The sequence below is a fragment of the Rhizobium sp. GW821-FHT14E12 genome (assembly GCF_058803745.1).
In genome coordinates this window covers 549,697-565,195 of the sequence record NZ_JBXAPH010000003.1, presented here as the reverse complement: position 1 = coordinate 565,195, position 15,499 = coordinate 549,697, and the positions used below count along the sequence as shown (strand labels likewise).

Below are 15,499 nucleotides of genomic sequence, written 5' to 3'. Positions count from 1 at the left end.
TAATTTTTATAGTTTTTTTATTCTCGACAGCTTGGTTGATTCACAGCGCTGTAATGATAGAAATGAACGGCAATTTTGTACTAAATGCCGTTGGATTTGATCAGAATGACCTTATCGGAAAAAGACCGGCAGCTCCTGTCCTTCCTCAGCGAAAACGCCCGGATTCCAACCGCCACGCTCGCCCGCAAGCTCGGGCTGTCGCGCACGACGGTGCAGACGAAAATCGAGCGCCTTGAGCGCGATGGCGTGATCGCCGGCTACGGTGTTCGTCTATCGGATGGCTATGAAAGCGGCCTCGTGAAGGCGCATGTGCTGATCACATTGACGGCGAAAATGCTCGGCCGCGTGACGCAGGAACTCCAGGCGATCCCTCACGTCAGGTCGGTCTATTCCGTCAGCGGCAGCTTCGATCTGATCGCGATTATCGCCGCCGCGTCGATCAGCGAACTGGACAAGGTGATCGACAGGATCGGCGAGATGGATGGCGTCGAAAAAACACTGTCGTCGATCATCTTATCGACGCGGATCGACCGCTGACGACAAGGCCTATCGGAAGCGTGATGCCGCGAAAGGCCCGATGTCGATTGGTAGCGGCCGTCTGGAAAACGAGGCGGCCACCAACTCTCCGGTTTTCGGGCCGGCCGCGAGGCCGACATGGCCATGGCCGAAGGCATGCACGATGTCGGCCGTCGCGCTCGAACGCGAGATAACGGGCAAGCCGTCGGGGGTCGAGGGGCGGTTGCCCTGCCAGCGCAGCACGGTCAGATCCTCCGGATTGTTCCCGAGATCCGGATAGGTGCTGAGAAGCTGCCGCAGCAGGATATCCGCCCGCCTCCAGTCGGGCGCGGCATCGACGCTTGCCAGCTCCACCTGCCCCGATGCCCGCAACCGGCCAGGCATCATGGTATTGGCCATCTTGCCGTCACTCGGCATGATCGGAATGCGCGGACCCGCTTTCGGATCGACAACCTCGACATGATAGCCCCGCTCGCTTTCAAGCGGGATGCGGTCGCCGACCATTCTCGCCAACGCCTTCGAGCGAATTCCAGCCGCGATGACGGCGCCGTCGCATTCGATTGGGCCGGCATCGGTGTCGACCGCCGTCAGGCGACCATCCTTTATCCGGAAGCCGGTTGCGCCTGCCTTCACCCGCTGAGCACCTTCGCCAAGCGCGCGCTGCACCAACAACGAAACATAGGCACCGGGGTCCACGCAATGCCCACCGGCCTCGACGAGCGCGGCAAACGTATAGCGTCGGTTGAGGGAGGGCTCAAAAGCATGCAGTTCCTCGCCCGAGAGTTCCCGCCATGCAACGCCATTGTCGCGCCGTAGCCGCCAGGCGAAAGCGTCGGCCTCAAAACTTGCCCGGTCGGGATAGACATAGAGCAGGCCGTCCTGGCGGATCATATCCGCCTGCCCGCAATCGGCCGCGATGGCGCGATGGCGCATCGGCGCGTCCGACAACAGCGAGGACAGGATTTTCGCCGTCCTTTGTACCTTGGCAAGCGTTGAGCCGGCGCTGAGGAATTGCAGCAGCCACGGCGCAAGGGGGAGAAGATGCTTCCAGCGGATGGTCAACGGCCCCTCGGGGTCGAGGAGGTAAACCGGCACTTTCTTCCAGAGGCCAGGAACCGACATGGGGATGATCGAGGCCGGGCTGAGGAAGGCGCCGTTGCCATAGCTCGCCGCCTGCCTGTCACCCGGCTCGCCCGGTTCGATGATCGTCACACGATGCCCGTCCTTCAGCAGCGCAAGCGCGCTGCAGGCGCCAACGATGCCACATCCGATGACGGCGATGTGCTTTGGGGCGGTGTTCGGCATTCTGGTTTCCTGATGTTACAGCGGTGCTTGTAACGTCCCCTCTCTCCGGCCAGGTCAGCCGATCTCAGGGGCGTACACTGAGCTTGATGGGAGACGGGGCGTAACCCTCTTATCGCTCGGCAAGAATGCGGGCATTGCCGCGCAGCGATGCGTCGCTGACGCTGATGCCGAGGCCAGGACCGTCGGGTACGATTACGCACCCGTTGCGGTTCGCGATACGCTCCTCCAGAACATCCTCCGTCAGGACGTGATGCGGCATGTAGAATTCGCAACCCAGCGAAACGCCCGGTGTCGCCGCTATGAACTGGGTGCCGGCCGCCAAGGCGACGCCTCCTTCCCAGAGCGTGCCGCCATAGCCTGGTATATGCGCGGTGTCTGCAATCGCCATCAGCGCCTGAGACTTGAGAATGCCACCCGCCTTCATCAACTTCACCGAGATCGCATCGGCCGCGCCCAAGCGGATGATCTCCATCAGGTCACGGGGATTAAAACAGCTCTCGTCGGCCAGGATCGGCGTGTCGAGCGCATCGGCGAAAGAGGTCATTGCCTGCAGGCAATCGCGCGGCACCGGCTGTTCGATGAAGGTGGGACGAAACCGATCGACGTCGCGCAGAATGGAAATCGCGCCGAAGGGTTGGAGCGCCTGATTGTAGTCGAGCCGCAGGTCGATGCCGTCGCCAAAGGCGTCGCGCATGGCCTCCAGATGTGCCATGTCTTCGGCGTGCGGCTTTACCCCGGTCTTGACCTTGAAGATGGTATTCCCGTTCGGCACCATCTCGTGCATCCGGACCATGTCGGCCTCGAAATCCGGATCGGCGATGGAAAAGGAGAGCGGGATCTCATCGCGGACGCGACCACCGAGAAGGTCGGCGATCGACAGGCCGCTGGATTTGCCCAGGATGTCGAACATGGCGGTCTCAATCGCAAGCTTGGCCTCGCCATGACCGACGAGCGCCCGGTCCATCGCAATCGTCAGCTTGCGGATTTCCTTGACAGGCGCGCCGATGACCAGGGAACGCAGATAGATGTCGATGGCGGCAAAAGCGCCTTCTGCCGTGCCGGTGAAAACCTCCCATGGGGCAGCTTCGCCCCAGCCTGTGGTGCCCGAGGACGAGGTGAGTTTGACCAGCACCCGCTTGACGGTGCCCTTGATATTCCCCACCCCTTGAAGCCGCGCCATCTTGATGGGGCTTTCGATGAGGTAGACGTTCAGGTGCTCGATGCGTTCCATTTCCGGTCTCCGAATTCTGTTTGATCCGCGACAGTGTAGCCTTTGCCGGCTGAGGTCAGCGTGGCGGATCGGGGCTTAATGCGATGCGTTGCCCTGGTGGAAATGACTGAGGAAGGCTCTGGTCGCCTCCATCTTTGGGGAATCGATCGTTTCCCGCGCCGGGCCATCCTCGACGACAACACCGTCGCGCATGAAGACAAGGCGGTCCGCAACCTCGCGAGCAAAAGCAATCTCGTGAGTGACGATCACCATCGTCATACCGTCGGCGGCAAGCTTCTGTATCGTCGAGAGAACTTCTCTGACGAGTTCAGGATCCAAAGCCGAGGTCGCCTCGTCGAACAGCATCACCTCAGGCTCCATCGCCAGCGCGCGTGCGATGGCAACCCGTTGCTTCTGCCCTCCCGAGAGCGTGTTCGGCATCTGATCGGCACGATCCGCGAGCCCGACTTTCTCCAGCTGCGCCATGGCAAGGCTGCGGGCAGTGCCATGGTCAAGCTTGCGGACATGGACCGGCGCTTCCATGACGTTCTGCAGGACCGTCATGTGGGGAAAGAGGTTGAAGTTCTGGAACACCATGCCGGTACGCGACCGGAAATCAGCCAGCGCTTTCGTCCGTGGCGGCTGATGTCCCTGTCCGAAAAAGAAGGATGTGTTGCCGACCCTGATGGCGCCATCGTCCGGGACGACCAGAAGGTTGATACAGCGCAACAACGTGGATTTTCCCGATCCCGAGGGACCGATCAGTGCGACGACCCGACCGGCCTCGACACTGAAGTTGATGTTCTTGAGGACCTCCAGCGGGCCGAAGCTCTTGCGAAGAGCCGTGACTTCGATCTTTGGCACATTGTCGCTCATCGATTGGCTCCGAATTTTCTTTCGCGGTGACGCACGTAGAGGGTCAGCGGGAACAGGATCACGAAGTAGGCGACGGCGATGGCCGTGTAGGATTCAAGCGGGCGGTAGCTGTCATGCGCGATCATCTGGCCCTGATAGACCAGGTCCGGCACGGCAAGCACGGAGACGAGCGACGTGTTCTTGAACTGCATGATCGACTGGTTCATCAACGCCGGCACCATGCGCTTGAGCGCCTGCGGCAAGATGATACGCCGCATGGCGAGCCCGGGCGTCATTCCGAGCGCCGCCGCCGCTTCCGACTGACCCGGATCGATGGAGACGATACCGCCGCGGATAATCTCGGCATAGAACGAACCGCCGTAGCACGAGAGGCCAAGCAACGAGGCCGTTATCGGTGTCATCTCGATTCCGGCAAGGATCGGCAGCGCATAGTAAAACCAGATGAGCTGAACGAGGATCGGAGTACAGCGAAAGACCTCGATGAAAGCGAGCGAGACGCCTCTTATCAGCCGAAAGCGCGACAGAAGGCACATCGCAGCGATCAGGCCGATCAACAGTCCTCCCACGATGATCGCAACCGTGAAACCGACCGTGACGCCGAGCCCCTGAAGCAGCACCCATCGGTAGCCCCAGAGTATGGAAAAATCCCATTCATACATGGAGAAATCCCGCGTTTAGAATAAGGAGCCCGCAGAGACATGCCCTACGGGCCGCGATGGTGACGCGTCAGATTTCGAACCCAGCCGGGAAACTGCTTTCCGTCACGCCCACCAGTGCCATGTTGCGGATGATTGCTGCTTTGATGAAGCCGTTGTCGCGGTGCTCGCTGATCCAGTGATCGACGAACTGACGCCAGGACTGATCTTCCTCGCGACGGAAGCCGGCATTCGACGTGGTGAAATCCACAGGGGTCGGGACGACGAGTTCGCCAATTGCGGGATTTTTGGCCCGCAGCGTCAGCGCCAGGACCATGACGAGGCACTGCGCATCGATGCGGCCTGCCTGAAGGGCGGCGGTCACGTCGCTGGCAGTCTTCAGGCGCGAAATCTGCGCATTGGGCGCGTGCCGCGTGACCGCCGCATCATGCGAGGAGCCAGCATCGACGCCAATTCGCATCTCCGGGTTGTTGAATTCATCCCAGGTCTTGGCCGTGACGGATTTCTTGGCAATCAGCGTGAAGGAGTTCTTGAACACCGGGCCTGAGAAATCGATGACCTTCTGGCGCTCGGGCGTCGGGTTCAGGCCGAAGAACACGTCGCTCTTGTCCGCCTGCAGATCGAGGACGGAATTGCCCCAGGTGGTCTCGAGGATCGACAGCTTCAGACCGAGGTCGTCGGCCAGCTTCTGGCAGATATCGACATAGAAACCGCGCCATTGACCGTCGGCGAGACCCTTTTGATAATAAGGAGCGCCATCGGCAATGCCGCCTATGCGCAGCACGCCCGAGGCCTTGACGCGCTCAAGCGAACTTGCCGTCTGCGCGCGTGCCGGAAGTGAAGCCAAACCGGCCGAAGCGCCGATCGCAGTTACGCCAATGAGTTTTCCAAATGCTCTACGCGTTATCATGAAGTTCCCTTTTTCGTTTTTGTGGTTGTTGCCGTCCCGATGTGAGCAGGTTTTGCTGCGGCTGTAAGGCGGTTTTCATCCCGTCTGCTTTTCCGTCAGTCGAGATTTCCGGCTGGCGAAGCCTTGCCTTTGCCGCGAGCATTCAGCCCTCACGTTGCGTATTCAACCGACCATTAATGACGGATGCGGCTACGGAATGTAAAACTTGAAAAAATAGGTTCGTCATGACTATTTGTCATGACGAAATTCTGCGAGCCAGTGAAACATGCGTCGCTTCCTTCCTTCATTATCAGCCCTGCAGGCCTTCGAGGCAGCGGCTCGCCACATGAGCTTTACGAAGGCGGGGGAGGAACTTGCCATCACCCAGAGCGGCGTCAGCCGTCAAGTTCATAGTCTGGAGCACTATCTCGGCGTCCGGTTGTTTGAACGCTCCGGATCGCGGCTGGTGCTGACCGATCCGGGCGCCAAATATTTTCAGGAGATCGAACAGACGCTCAACAAGCTCGAGGAGGTCTCCATCGACGTCGTGCGCGGGCGCAAGGCGGATGCATCGCTGATGATCGGTGCCTATCCCACTCTCGCCGCGCGGTGGCTCGCACCCCGGCTCGAAGGTTTTGTGCAGGGAAATCCCGATATGCCGATCGAGATCATGCTGGTCGATCCAAAGCTCGATTTCGATCATAGCCGGATCGATATCGCCATCCTGCGCGGCGTCGGCTCCTGGCGGAATGCACGCGCCTCATTGCTGTTCCCCGAGGAGCTTGCCGTCGTTGCCTCCCCGAAGCTGATCCCGGCGACGACGAAACTCGACTGGCTCGATTTCGCCCGGTTTCCCACGCTTCAGAATGCCAGCAGACCCAGCCTCTGGCTCAACTGGCTGCGGGCCGCCAATCTGAGCTACAGCGGCGCTATCCAGGGGGTCCGCTTTGCCCATAGCGAGATGCTGATCAGCGCAGCCGTCAGCGGTCTCGGTCTAGCGGTCGTGCCGGTGCAATATGTCGAGCGGGAACTGGAAAGCGGTGAGCTGCATCTGCCGCTCGGAAAGCCGGTTCGCTCCAGCGAATCCTATTGGGCCGTCTATTCGGAGCGTAAGTCGCAAAAGCACAGCGTCATCGCATTCCGGGACTGGCTGTTGCACGAGAGCCGGAAAAGCCGCCAGGTGACGGGCGGCACTTCGGCGTAAGAACGCCCCGGCCTGTCCTTGACCGCACTGCCTTTTTCTCTAGTCTCCATGGGTATTTGCAACACCGTGGCCGCTGAGGATTTAAGATGTTTGGAATGACGAAGGCGAGCAAATTTGGGCTCGTGTGCTTGACTGTGGTCACCATCGCCAGTTTCGCTTCCGCCGCCGAGACGAAGGTTTCCTTTAGCGTCGACGGGCAAAAGGTGATCGGCACCCTATCGACGATCGATAACAATCCCAAAGCGCCCGTCGTCGTCATGTTCCACGGCTTTGGTGGCTCGCGCGACGAACTGGCGATCAAGGACACCAAGGACGGGGTGTTTTCGCGCAGCGCCCGGCTTCTTGCCGAAAGCGGCTATGCAAGCCTGCGGATCGATTTTCGCGGGTCCGGGAGGAGCGACGGCAAATGGGCGGATACCACCTTCTCTGGCCAGATCAAGGACGGTATCGCGGCGGTGGACTGGCTGAAGGCCAGCGACGAGGTCGACGGCTCCAGGATCTCGATCATCGGCTGGAGCCAGGGCGGCCTTGTGGGTGCCCATGTGGCGAGGGCGCGACCGGACGTCAAATCCGTGACCTTATGGGCGCCGGTGGTGACGCCGCTTTACACCTATGGCAACGTCCTCGGCGCGGACAATGTCGCGAAAGGATTGACCAGCCCGCCGGACACGGAGATCACCGCCAGATTGCCGTGGGGCGTCGACACCACGCTGAAGGCGTCCTTCTTCAAAGAAATGCCGACCACCAGCACGATCGCGGCAATCGCGCATTACCCCGGCCCGCTGCAAGTCATTGTTGGCAGCAAGGATACGACGGTCACACCTCAGCCGGCATCCGGCCAAGTCCTTCTCGACTATCACGACGGCGAAGAGCGTCTGGACATTTTCGACATGGATCACGTCTTCAACGCCTTTACCGGGCCGGAGACGATCGATAGCCACCTGGTTCCGGCAACGCTGGAATGGCTGAAGAAATTCAATCCCTGATGGGGGATCATCGGGTCAGATGAGCGGCGTTGCGTCCGCTCATCTTTGCTCCATCGAGATCCAGCTTCAGCTCTTCAGACGACAGCTGTCGGCAGCGATGTGCCGGCGAAATGGGCGTCGAGATTGGCAAGTACCAGATCGGCCATTGCCCGCCGGGTCTCGTGCGTGGCGCTGCCGAGGTGCGGCGCCAGCAGCACGTTGTCCATGTCGAACAGTTCCTCCGGCACGAGCGGTTCGTCCTCGAAGACGTCAAGCGCCGCGCCACCGATCCGCCGATCCCGCAAGGCAATGACCAGCGCCTGTTCATCGACCAGCGAGCCGCGTGCCACGTTGACGAGCGTGCCGTTCGGCCCGAGGGCATCAAGCACCTCGGCATTGACGATATGCCTGGTTTCGGCCGTGGCGGCGGCCGTAAGGATCAGGACATCGCAATTTGCGGCAAGCGCTGCGAGCGTCTCATGATAGTCGTAGGGTACATCCCGCCTCGAGCGGGCAGAATAGGAAATGCGGGCGTCGAAACCCTCGAGGCGCCTCGCAATCGCCATGCCGATGCGGCCGAGCCCGAAAATGCCGTATCGGCGGCCGGCGACCCGCGTCGAAAGCCCCATATCCGACGAAAGCCATTTGCCGGCCCGGACATAGGCGTCGGCACGCGGCAATTGCCGGCCAAAAGCAAGGATCAAACCGAGCGCCAGATCCGCGACATCGGCCGTCAGCACATCCGGCGTGTTGGAGACGCGAATACCCCGCCGCCTTGCCTCGGCCAAATCGACCTTGTCGAAGCCGACGCCGTTGATCGCGACGATTTCGAGCTTTGGAAGGGCAGCGGCCAGATCGGTAGGAATACCGAGGTGACCGCCGGTGACGACGGCGCGAATGCTATCGCCATTGGCCGCCAGGAAGCCTGCCTTGTCCTCCATCTCGAAGAGGCGGTGGACGGCAAATCGTTTGACCAACTCCGCTTCGAGAAAGGGCGTCAGCGGGCAGAGTTGCAAAATGTCTACGGGCATGGGTCGACTCAAACTTTGAACGAGGGTCATTTCACGTCGGATTTCACGAACTGGCGCAGTTCCGGCGTTTGCGGGTTGGCGAACAGTTCCGCCGATGGTCCCTGCTCCCAGATCGTGCCCTTGTGCATGAAGATGGTTTGAGTCGCGACGCGCCGGGCAAAGCTCATTTCGTGGGTGACGAGGATCATGGTCATGCCGTCGCGCGCCAGTCGCTCCATGACCAGCAGCACTTCCTCGGTCAGTTCGGGGTCGAGCGCGGAGGTCACCTCGTCGAAGAGCATCACCTTCGGCCGCATGGCAAGCGAGCGGGCGATGGCCACGCGCTGCTGCTGGCCGCCGGAGAGCTGATCGGGATAGGCATCGAACTTTTCCGACAGGCCGACGAGTTGCAGCACTTCACGGGCGATCTCGCGAGTTGCCGCCTTCTTGACGTCCTTAACGATGCGCGGCGCCAGCATGATGTTTTCGCCAACCGTCAGGTGCGGAAAGAGATTGTAGCTCTGGAAGACGATGCCGACATCGGTTCTGAGATCCCGAAGCGACTTGGCATCGCCGCCAAGCGCGTGGCCGGCGATCTCGATCCGACCGGAATTGATCTTCTCCAGCCCGTTCATGCAGCGCAGCAGCGTGCTCTTTCCGGAGCCAGAGCGGCCGATCAGCGCGAAGACCTCGCCTCGTCCCACGCTCAGCGACACGCCTTTGAGAACTTCGAGCGCACCGAAGCTCTTGTGAACATTTTCAACGATTACTTCCGGCATGAAGCCTCCTTTCCAGCCAACGCGACAGCTGGGACAATGGGTAGCAGACGACGAAATAGAGGGCCGCAACGGCGATGAAGACGCGGAACGGCTGGAACGTCGCATTGTTGATGAGCTGCCCGGCACGGGCGAGTTCGACGAAGCCGATGATCGAGGTGATCGAGGTGTTCTTGACCACCTGCACGGCAAAGCCCACGGTCGGCGGCAGGGAAATCCGCACCGCCTGCGGCAGGATGACGTAGCGATATTGCTGCAACCGGGTCATGGCGAGCGATTCGGACGCCTCCCATTGCTGCTTGGGCACGGCCTGGATGCAGCCCCGCCAGATCTCCGCCAGATAGCCGGAGGCATAGATCGTCATCGACGCGCCCGCGGCAATCAGCGGCGGCAATTCGAAGCCGGCAAGGCTCAGCCCATAATAGGACAGGAAGAGGATCATCAGGACCGGAATGCCCTGGATCACCTGGATATAGGTGCCTGCGGCAATGCGCACAGCCTTGATCGACGACGTGCGGGCGAGCGCGACGGCAAAGCCAAGGAGCCCGCCACCGATCAGCGCAATGATCGTCAGAACGACAGTCCATTGCAGCGATTGCAGCAGGAAGGTGAATTCGTTGATGCCGAATGTTCTGAGTGTCATGCCTGTACCTCCGGCAGGGCCGTGATCGTGCGACGCGCGACGCGGCGGCCGAAGAGCCACATTCCGACGAGCGCGAGGCCGGCGCGCAGCACAAGCGCCAGCGCCAGATACATCAGCGTGACGACGATATAGACCTCGAAGGACCGGTAGGTCTGCGATTCCACGAAAGCAGCCGAGGCGGCCAGTTCATGGGTCGAGATCGCCGAGCAGATGCTCGATGCCAGCATCATCAGCACGAACTGGCTGCACAGCGCCGGATAGACCTTGGCAACGGCCGGCACGATGATGACATGGCGATAGATCTGGAACCGCGTGAAGCCGAGCGCCTCGCCCGCCTCGATCTGCGACTTGTGCACCGCCTCGATACCCGCCCGGATGATTTCCGTCGAATAGGCCGCGAGATTGATGGTCATGCCGATCAGCGCCGCGGTATCGGCGCCGACCCTGAGGCCGATGCCAGGCAGCCCGAAATAGACGATGAAAAGCTGGACCAGGAAGGGCGTGTTGCGGATGACCTCGACATAGGCGTCGACCAGAAACCGCACCCACCTGCCCCGAACGGAACGCAGAGAGGCAAGCACGATGCCGAAGGCGGAGCCGAGGATGATCGACAGAACCGAAAGCCTGACGGTCAACCAGAGACCGCTCAGGAATTCACCCTGATATTGCGCGAGCGCGCTGAATTGAAATGTATAGGACATGGAGGACCTCCGTTGAGGTTTCGCGGCCCGCCGGCGAATGCTCCGCCGGCAGGCTCGGACGCAAACCCGATCAGAAGGACGGAAGCTGCGCCATCGGACGGCCGGTCCACTTCACCGAGATCTTGTCGAGATCACCGGAGACCTTCATGAGATAGATCGAGGTATTCAGCCACTGGCGCAGTTCGAAATCATCGATCTTCGTCGCCATGGAGTTGCCCTGCTGGAAGAAGGTGAAGCCCACCTGCAGACCCGCATCCGGGCGCTGCTTGATGATCGCTTCGCCAACCGTGGACGGCACGGCCGCCGCGTCGGTCTGGCCGGCGATCAGCGCCTGCGCGCTGGTGGAATCGTCCTCATAGACAACGATTTCGAGACCGGGAACCGCCGCCTTGCGCAGCGCCGTTTCCTGCGACGAACCACGGTTCACCGCCACGCGCTTGCCTTCGAGATCGGACAACTTGGCGAATTTCTGGTCCGGACCGGAAATGATATCCATGTTGAAGGCGCTGTAGGGCTGGGTGAACATTACCGTCTTCGCCCGCTCGCCGGTCGGCGCCAGCGTTGCGACGAGGAAGTCCACCTTGCCGGTCTGAAGCGCCGGAATGCGCGACGGCGGCGTCAGCGGAACCAGTTCCACCGGCAGCGAGAGATAGCCGGCAATCAGATTGGCGACGTCGACGTCATAACCGCTCGGATTGCCCTTTTCATCGATCATGCCCATCGGCGGCGCGCCGGTCAAAACGCCGATGCGCACCTTGCCGCGCGAGATGATGTCGTTCAGCGTCGTCGCATGCGCCTGTGTCGTCGCCAGCAGCCCAGTGGCCACAATACCAACTGCTGCCACGATCCCACGCAGGGATTTCGAAATGTTCATGATGCTCCTCCATCTGGTGCTTTGTCACACTCCGCCGCGGCCCACTCCCCGGAGCTCTCGCGACAGAAACCACTACCTTGTTCGCGGCACCTATGTTTGCGGTAACATAGGGAAAATGGATGAGAAAACTATCCTGCCAAAACCAATAGTTTTGGACCGATTGTTCCGCTCCCACAGAATTCAAAACGATAACGTTCGTATTCTTCCGCCACTCCCGATCCGGTTCACACCATTTCGGTTGGTGGTTGCAATAGAACATGTTACCGGTATCATTGCAAGTCGGATACGACACTGCAATTTCGACAGAGCTTCAAGGGAGGAAGATTCATGTTCACACGGTCCGCGATTTTCGAGGGCGCAATCCATGCCGGCCGCGAAGAGGAATTCTTTCGCATCGTCGAGGAAAAGCTGCTACCCGTGTGGAAGCGCATGCCGAATGCCCAGGCCGTGCGTGTGATGCGAACCGGGCGCAGCGACCCCGGAGCCGCGCCGATCATCATGGTCCAGGAAATCGATTATCCGTCGATGGAAGCCGTGGAAGAGGCGCTCGCCTCACCCGTTCGCCTGGAGGGCCGCGTCATCACCGACGAGATGATGAGCATGTGCGATGGCCGGTTCTACCATCTCGTCTACCAGCGGATTGCGTGAGCCGAAAACAGGGGAAACCGTGGCGCATCCTTCAGATTTTTCCCGCAAGGCGACCATGAGCGACGTCTCGCGGCTCGCCGGCGTTTCGAAGATGACCGTGTCGCGCGTGCTGACTGACCCGACGCTGGTCGCCGAACCGACGCGCAACCGCGTGATGACGGCGATCGAGCAACTCGGTTATGTGCCGGACCGGACCGCCAGCTCACTTTCCTCGCGCCGGACCAACTTCATCACCGCGATCCTGCCGACGCTGACCAACGCGAATTTCGCCGACACCGCGCAGGGCCTTGCGGGTGCGCTCCGCGCCGCCGACTATCAGCTCCTGATCGGCTACACCATGTATAGCCTGACGGAGGAAGAGCGCATCGTTCGCGCAATGCTGGCGCGACGTCCGGACGCCATCGTCATCGCCAGCGCGGTCCACACCAAGGCGACCAACGAGATGCTGCTGCGGGCGGGCATTCCGATCGTCGAAATCTGGGACGTATCGGAACACCCGGTTGACCATGCGGTCGGCTTTTCCAACTACGAGGTCGGGCGCCTGGCCGCCCGGCATCTCATCTCTCTCGGCCATCGCCGCATCGGCGCCATCGGATCGGCCGTCACGGCAGACGCCACCGACTTTCGCGGCGAAAGCCGCCTGCTGGGATTTGCCTCGGCCCTTCGCGAAGCAGATCTTTCAGATGATTACATCATTCGCCAGAATGCCGCGCCCTCGTCCTACGATCATGGGGCGGGGGCGCTGAGCACGCTTCTCCAACGAGCGCCCGACGTTCAGGCCATCTTTGCGGTTTCCGACATTTCCGCCGTCGGCGCGCTGATGGAATGTCATCGCCGCAAGATTGCCGTTCCGGACGACCTTTCCATTCTCGGCTTCGGCGATTTCGATATTGCCCACCAATGCGTACCGGCACTGTCGACCATCCGCGTCGATGCCGCGATGATCGGCCGAAAGACCGGGGAGTTGCTGCTATCCATCCTGGAGCCGGACGGCGCCGCCGGGCAACCGATGGAAAGCCGCCTGAATGTCGGCTTCGAGCTCGTGACCCGTGAAACGACGAGCGCGCCGAAAACATAGCCTTGCCAGTTGGCCGGATCGTCTCGCAGCCAAGCGTCGGTGTCATCACCTCACCTGCGGGGTTGACATCACCCGAACCGAGAGCATAGCCTTCAAGACATTCACCAGGGGGGTCCCGTCAAGGGGCTGAGATACTGCTGGACAACTCGGCTTTGCCGATTGTGGCGCAGTGACCCGTTGAACCTGATCCAGTTCATACTGGCGTAGGGACGGTGCAAGCGCTCGAAAGGCTTATGGATTCACGCGTGGAATCCGAGCCGGAGTCTTTTCATCATTCCGGCTAAGGACTGGGTCTCCAATCGCAACTTGGAGCCTCAAACCATGAATATCGCCGCAAAGAATGTAACCCCGACAGTCACCACCGGCCCGTTACCGGCATCCCGGAAGATCTACATTCCCGGAGACATCCACCCCGATATCCGCGTGCCGATGCGCGAAATCAGCCTCCACCCGACATCGGGCGAGCCGCCCGTCATCGTCTATGATTCCTCCGGCCCCTACACGATCGAGGGCGCCGATATCCGTATCGAGCAGGGCCTTGCCGATCTGCGCCGTGACTGGGTGCTCGCCCGTGGCGATGTCGAAGCCTATCAGGGCCGCCATGTCCGCCCGGAAGACAATGGCTTTGCCAGCGGCGAGAGGCTGACGCCCGAATTTCCCTCGCTACGCCAGCCATTGCGCGCCAAGGACGGCAAGGCCGTCACCCAGCTCGCCTATGCGCGCGCCGGCATCATTACGTCCGAGATGGAGTTCATCGCCATCCGCGAAAACCTTGGCCGCAAGGCGCAGGCGGAAGCCATGGTCCGCGACGGCGAGAGCTTCGGCGCCCATATTCCGGACCATGTAACGGCGGAATTCGTCCGCCAGGAAGTGGCGGCGGGACGGGCAATCATCCCGGCCAACATCAATCACCCGGAAGCCGAACCGATGATCATCGGCCGCAATTTCCTGGTGAAGATCAACGCCAATATCGGCAACTCGGCCGTCACCTCGTCGATGGCCGAAGAGGTCGAGAAAATGGTCTGGGCGGCGCGCTGGGGTGCCGATACCGTCATGGACCTTTCGACCGGCCGCAACATCCACAATATCCGTGAATGGATCATCCGCAACTCGCCGCTGCCGATCGGCACCGTGCCGCTCTACCAGGCGCTGGAAAAGGTTGAGGGCATTGCCGAAAACCTCACCTGGGAGGTCTATCGCGATACGCTGATCGAGCAAGCCGAACAGGGCGTCGACTATTTCACCATCCATGCCGGGGTGCGGCTTCACTACATCCCGCTCACCGTCAACCGCGTCACCGGCATCGTCTCGCGCGGCGGCTCGATCATGGCCAAGTGGTGTCTCCATCATCACCGCGAAAGCTTCCTCTACGAGCATTTTGAGGAGATCTGCGACATCTGCCGCGCCTATGACGTTTCCTTCTCGCTCGGCGATGGCCTGCGCCCCGGCTCGATCGCCGATGCCAATGATGCCGCCCAGTTCGCCGAGCTGGAAACACTTGGCGAGCTGACCAAAATCGCCTGGGCTAGGGATTGCCAGGTGATGATCGAAGGCCCCGGCCATGTGCCGATGCACAAGATCAAGGAAAACATGGACAAGCAGCTCGCCGTCTGCGGCGAAGCGCCCTTCTATACGCTCGGGCCGCTCACGACCGACATCGCGCCCGGCTACGACCACATCACCTCAGGCATCGGTGCGGCGATGATTGGCTGGTTCGGCACGGCGATGCTCTGCTACGTCACCCCGAAGGAGCATCTGGGTCTTCCGGATCGCAACGACGTCAAGACCGGCGTCATCACCTACAAGATCGCCGCCCACGCCGCCGACCTTGCCAAGGGACATCCGGCCGCGCAGCTGCGCGACGACGCGCTCTCCCGCGCTCGTTTCGAATTCCGCTGGGAGGATCAGTTCAACCTCTCGCTGGACCCGGAAACCGCCCGCAGCTTCCACGACGAAACGCTGCCGAAGGAGGCACATAAGGTCGCGCATTTCTGCTCCATGTGCGGCCCGAAATTCTGCTCGATGCGGATTTCGCACGACATCCGCGCCGAGGCACAGAAGGAAGGCCTGGAGGCGATGGCGGCAAAATACCGCGAGGGCGGCGATCTCTACATGCCCGTCGATGCCGCCGAGCCTTCGGCCGGCTGA

Annotated in this window: 16 protein-coding genes and 1 riboswitch; of the genes, 6 read left to right on the top strand and 10 right to left on the bottom strand. The window is 61.0% G+C overall.

All coding sequences use genetic code 11. The features are described from left to right. Positions 1–105: 105 nt before the first annotated feature. A complete protein-coding gene (locus AC1RO0_RS15905; RefSeq protein ID WP_047459850.1) occupies positions 106–537 on the top strand; it encodes an Lrp/AsnC family transcriptional regulator in 432 nt (143 codons plus the stop codon). A 9-nt stretch (positions 538–546) separates the two neighbouring features. Here the strand turns inward: AC1RO0_RS15905 and AC1RO0_RS15900 are convergent, their stop codons facing one another. The 5 genes from AC1RO0_RS15900 to AC1RO0_RS15880 all read right to left on the bottom strand — a co-directional run bounded on the left by AC1RO0_RS15900 (position 547) and on the right by AC1RO0_RS15880 (position 5,473). Further along, positions 547–1,821, bottom strand: coding sequence for an NAD(P)/FAD-dependent oxidoreductase (locus AC1RO0_RS15900; protein ID WP_498593852.1), 1,275 nt, complete (start codon positions 1,819–1,821; stop codon positions 547–549). 109 nt (positions 1,822–1,930) lie between these two features. Further along, on the bottom strand, positions 1,931–3,052 hold the full coding sequence (locus AC1RO0_RS15895) for an enolase C-terminal domain-like protein (RefSeq protein ID WP_498593851.1): 1,122 nt from the start codon (positions 3,050–3,052) through the stop codon (positions 1,931–1,933). 75 nt (positions 3,053–3,127) lie between these two features. After that, on the bottom strand, positions 3,128–3,907 hold the full coding sequence (locus AC1RO0_RS15890; protein ID WP_498593850.1) for an amino acid ABC transporter ATP-binding protein: 780 nt from the start codon (positions 3,905–3,907) through the stop codon (positions 3,128–3,130). Beyond that, the gene (locus AC1RO0_RS15885; RefSeq protein ID WP_498593849.1) at positions 3,904–4,566 is read right to left on the bottom strand and encodes an amino acid ABC transporter permease; all 663 of its coding nucleotides are present in this window, start codon (positions 4,564–4,566) and stop codon (positions 3,904–3,906) included. The genes AC1RO0_RS15890 and AC1RO0_RS15885 overlap by 4 nt, the downstream gene beginning before the upstream one ends. Before the next feature lie 67 nt (positions 4,567–4,633). Then, positions 4,634–5,473, bottom strand: a complete 840-nt coding sequence (locus tag AC1RO0_RS15880) for a transporter substrate-binding domain-containing protein (protein WP_498593848.1) — start codon at positions 5,471–5,473, stop codon at positions 4,634–4,636. A 265-nt stretch (positions 5,474–5,738) separates the two neighbouring features. Here AC1RO0_RS15880 and AC1RO0_RS15875 point away from each other — a divergent pair, with 265 nt between their 5' ends. Further along, positions 5,739–6,656: a LysR substrate-binding domain-containing protein gene (locus tag AC1RO0_RS15875; RefSeq protein WP_498593847.1), complete on the top strand. Its 918-nt coding sequence runs from the start codon at positions 5,739–5,741 to the stop codon at positions 6,654–6,656. Between the two features lie 95 nt (positions 6,657–6,751). Beyond that, positions 6,752–7,642, top strand: coding sequence for an alpha/beta hydrolase family protein (locus AC1RO0_RS15870; RefSeq protein ID WP_498593846.1), 891 nt, complete (start codon positions 6,752–6,754; stop codon positions 7,640–7,642). A 74-nt stretch (positions 7,643–7,716) separates the two neighbouring features. Here the strand turns inward: AC1RO0_RS15870 and AC1RO0_RS15865 are convergent, their stop codons facing one another. From AC1RO0_RS15865 to AC1RO0_RS15845, 5 genes are all read right to left on the bottom strand, one after another. Further along, complete coding sequence (locus tag AC1RO0_RS15865; protein ID WP_498593845.1) at positions 7,717–8,652, bottom strand: 2-hydroxyacid dehydrogenase; 936 nt, start codon at positions 8,650–8,652, stop codon at positions 7,717–7,719. A 26-nt stretch (positions 8,653–8,678) separates the two neighbouring features. Next, positions 8,679–9,410, bottom strand: coding sequence for an amino acid ABC transporter ATP-binding protein (locus AC1RO0_RS15860; RefSeq protein ID WP_153363315.1), 732 nt, complete (start codon positions 9,408–9,410; stop codon positions 8,679–8,681). Further along, complete coding sequence (locus AC1RO0_RS15855; protein ID WP_007689255.1) at positions 9,391–10,050, bottom strand: amino acid ABC transporter permease; 660 nt, start codon at positions 10,048–10,050, stop codon at positions 9,391–9,393. The genes AC1RO0_RS15860 and AC1RO0_RS15855 overlap by 20 nt, the downstream gene beginning before the upstream one ends. Next, positions 10,047–10,751, bottom strand: a complete 705-nt coding sequence (locus tag AC1RO0_RS15850) for an amino acid ABC transporter permease (RefSeq protein ID WP_498593844.1) — start codon at positions 10,749–10,751, stop codon at positions 10,047–10,049. The genes AC1RO0_RS15855 and AC1RO0_RS15850 overlap by 4 nt, the downstream gene beginning before the upstream one ends. 70 nt (positions 10,752–10,821) lie before the next feature. Continuing rightward, a complete protein-coding gene (locus tag AC1RO0_RS15845; RefSeq protein WP_498593843.1) occupies positions 10,822–11,625 on the bottom strand; it encodes a transporter substrate-binding domain-containing protein in 804 nt (267 codons plus the stop codon). A gap of 327 nt (positions 11,626–11,952) precedes the next feature. Between AC1RO0_RS15845 and AC1RO0_RS15840 the strand changes: the two genes are divergently transcribed. The 3 genes from AC1RO0_RS15840 to thiC all read left to right on the top strand — a co-directional run bounded on the left by AC1RO0_RS15840 (position 11,953) and on the right by thiC (position 15,499). Then, a complete protein-coding gene (locus tag AC1RO0_RS15840; RefSeq protein WP_498593842.1) occupies positions 11,953–12,273 on the top strand; it encodes an EthD domain-containing protein in 321 nt (106 codons plus the stop codon). A gap of 55 nt (positions 12,274–12,328) precedes the next feature. Continuing rightward, the gene (locus tag AC1RO0_RS15835; RefSeq protein ID WP_498594035.1) at positions 12,329–13,351 is read left to right on the top strand and encodes a LacI family DNA-binding transcriptional regulator; all 1,023 of its coding nucleotides are present in this window, start codon (positions 12,329–12,331) and stop codon (positions 13,349–13,351) included. Positions 13,352–13,447: 96 nt separating this feature from the next. After that, positions 13,448–13,579, top strand: a riboswitch (TPP riboswitch). 93 nt (positions 13,580–13,672) lie between these two features. After that, entirely contained in the window at positions 13,673–15,499 is a 1,827-nt protein-coding gene (gene thiC / locus AC1RO0_RS15830) for a phosphomethylpyrimidine synthase ThiC (RefSeq protein ID WP_498593841.1), read from the top strand.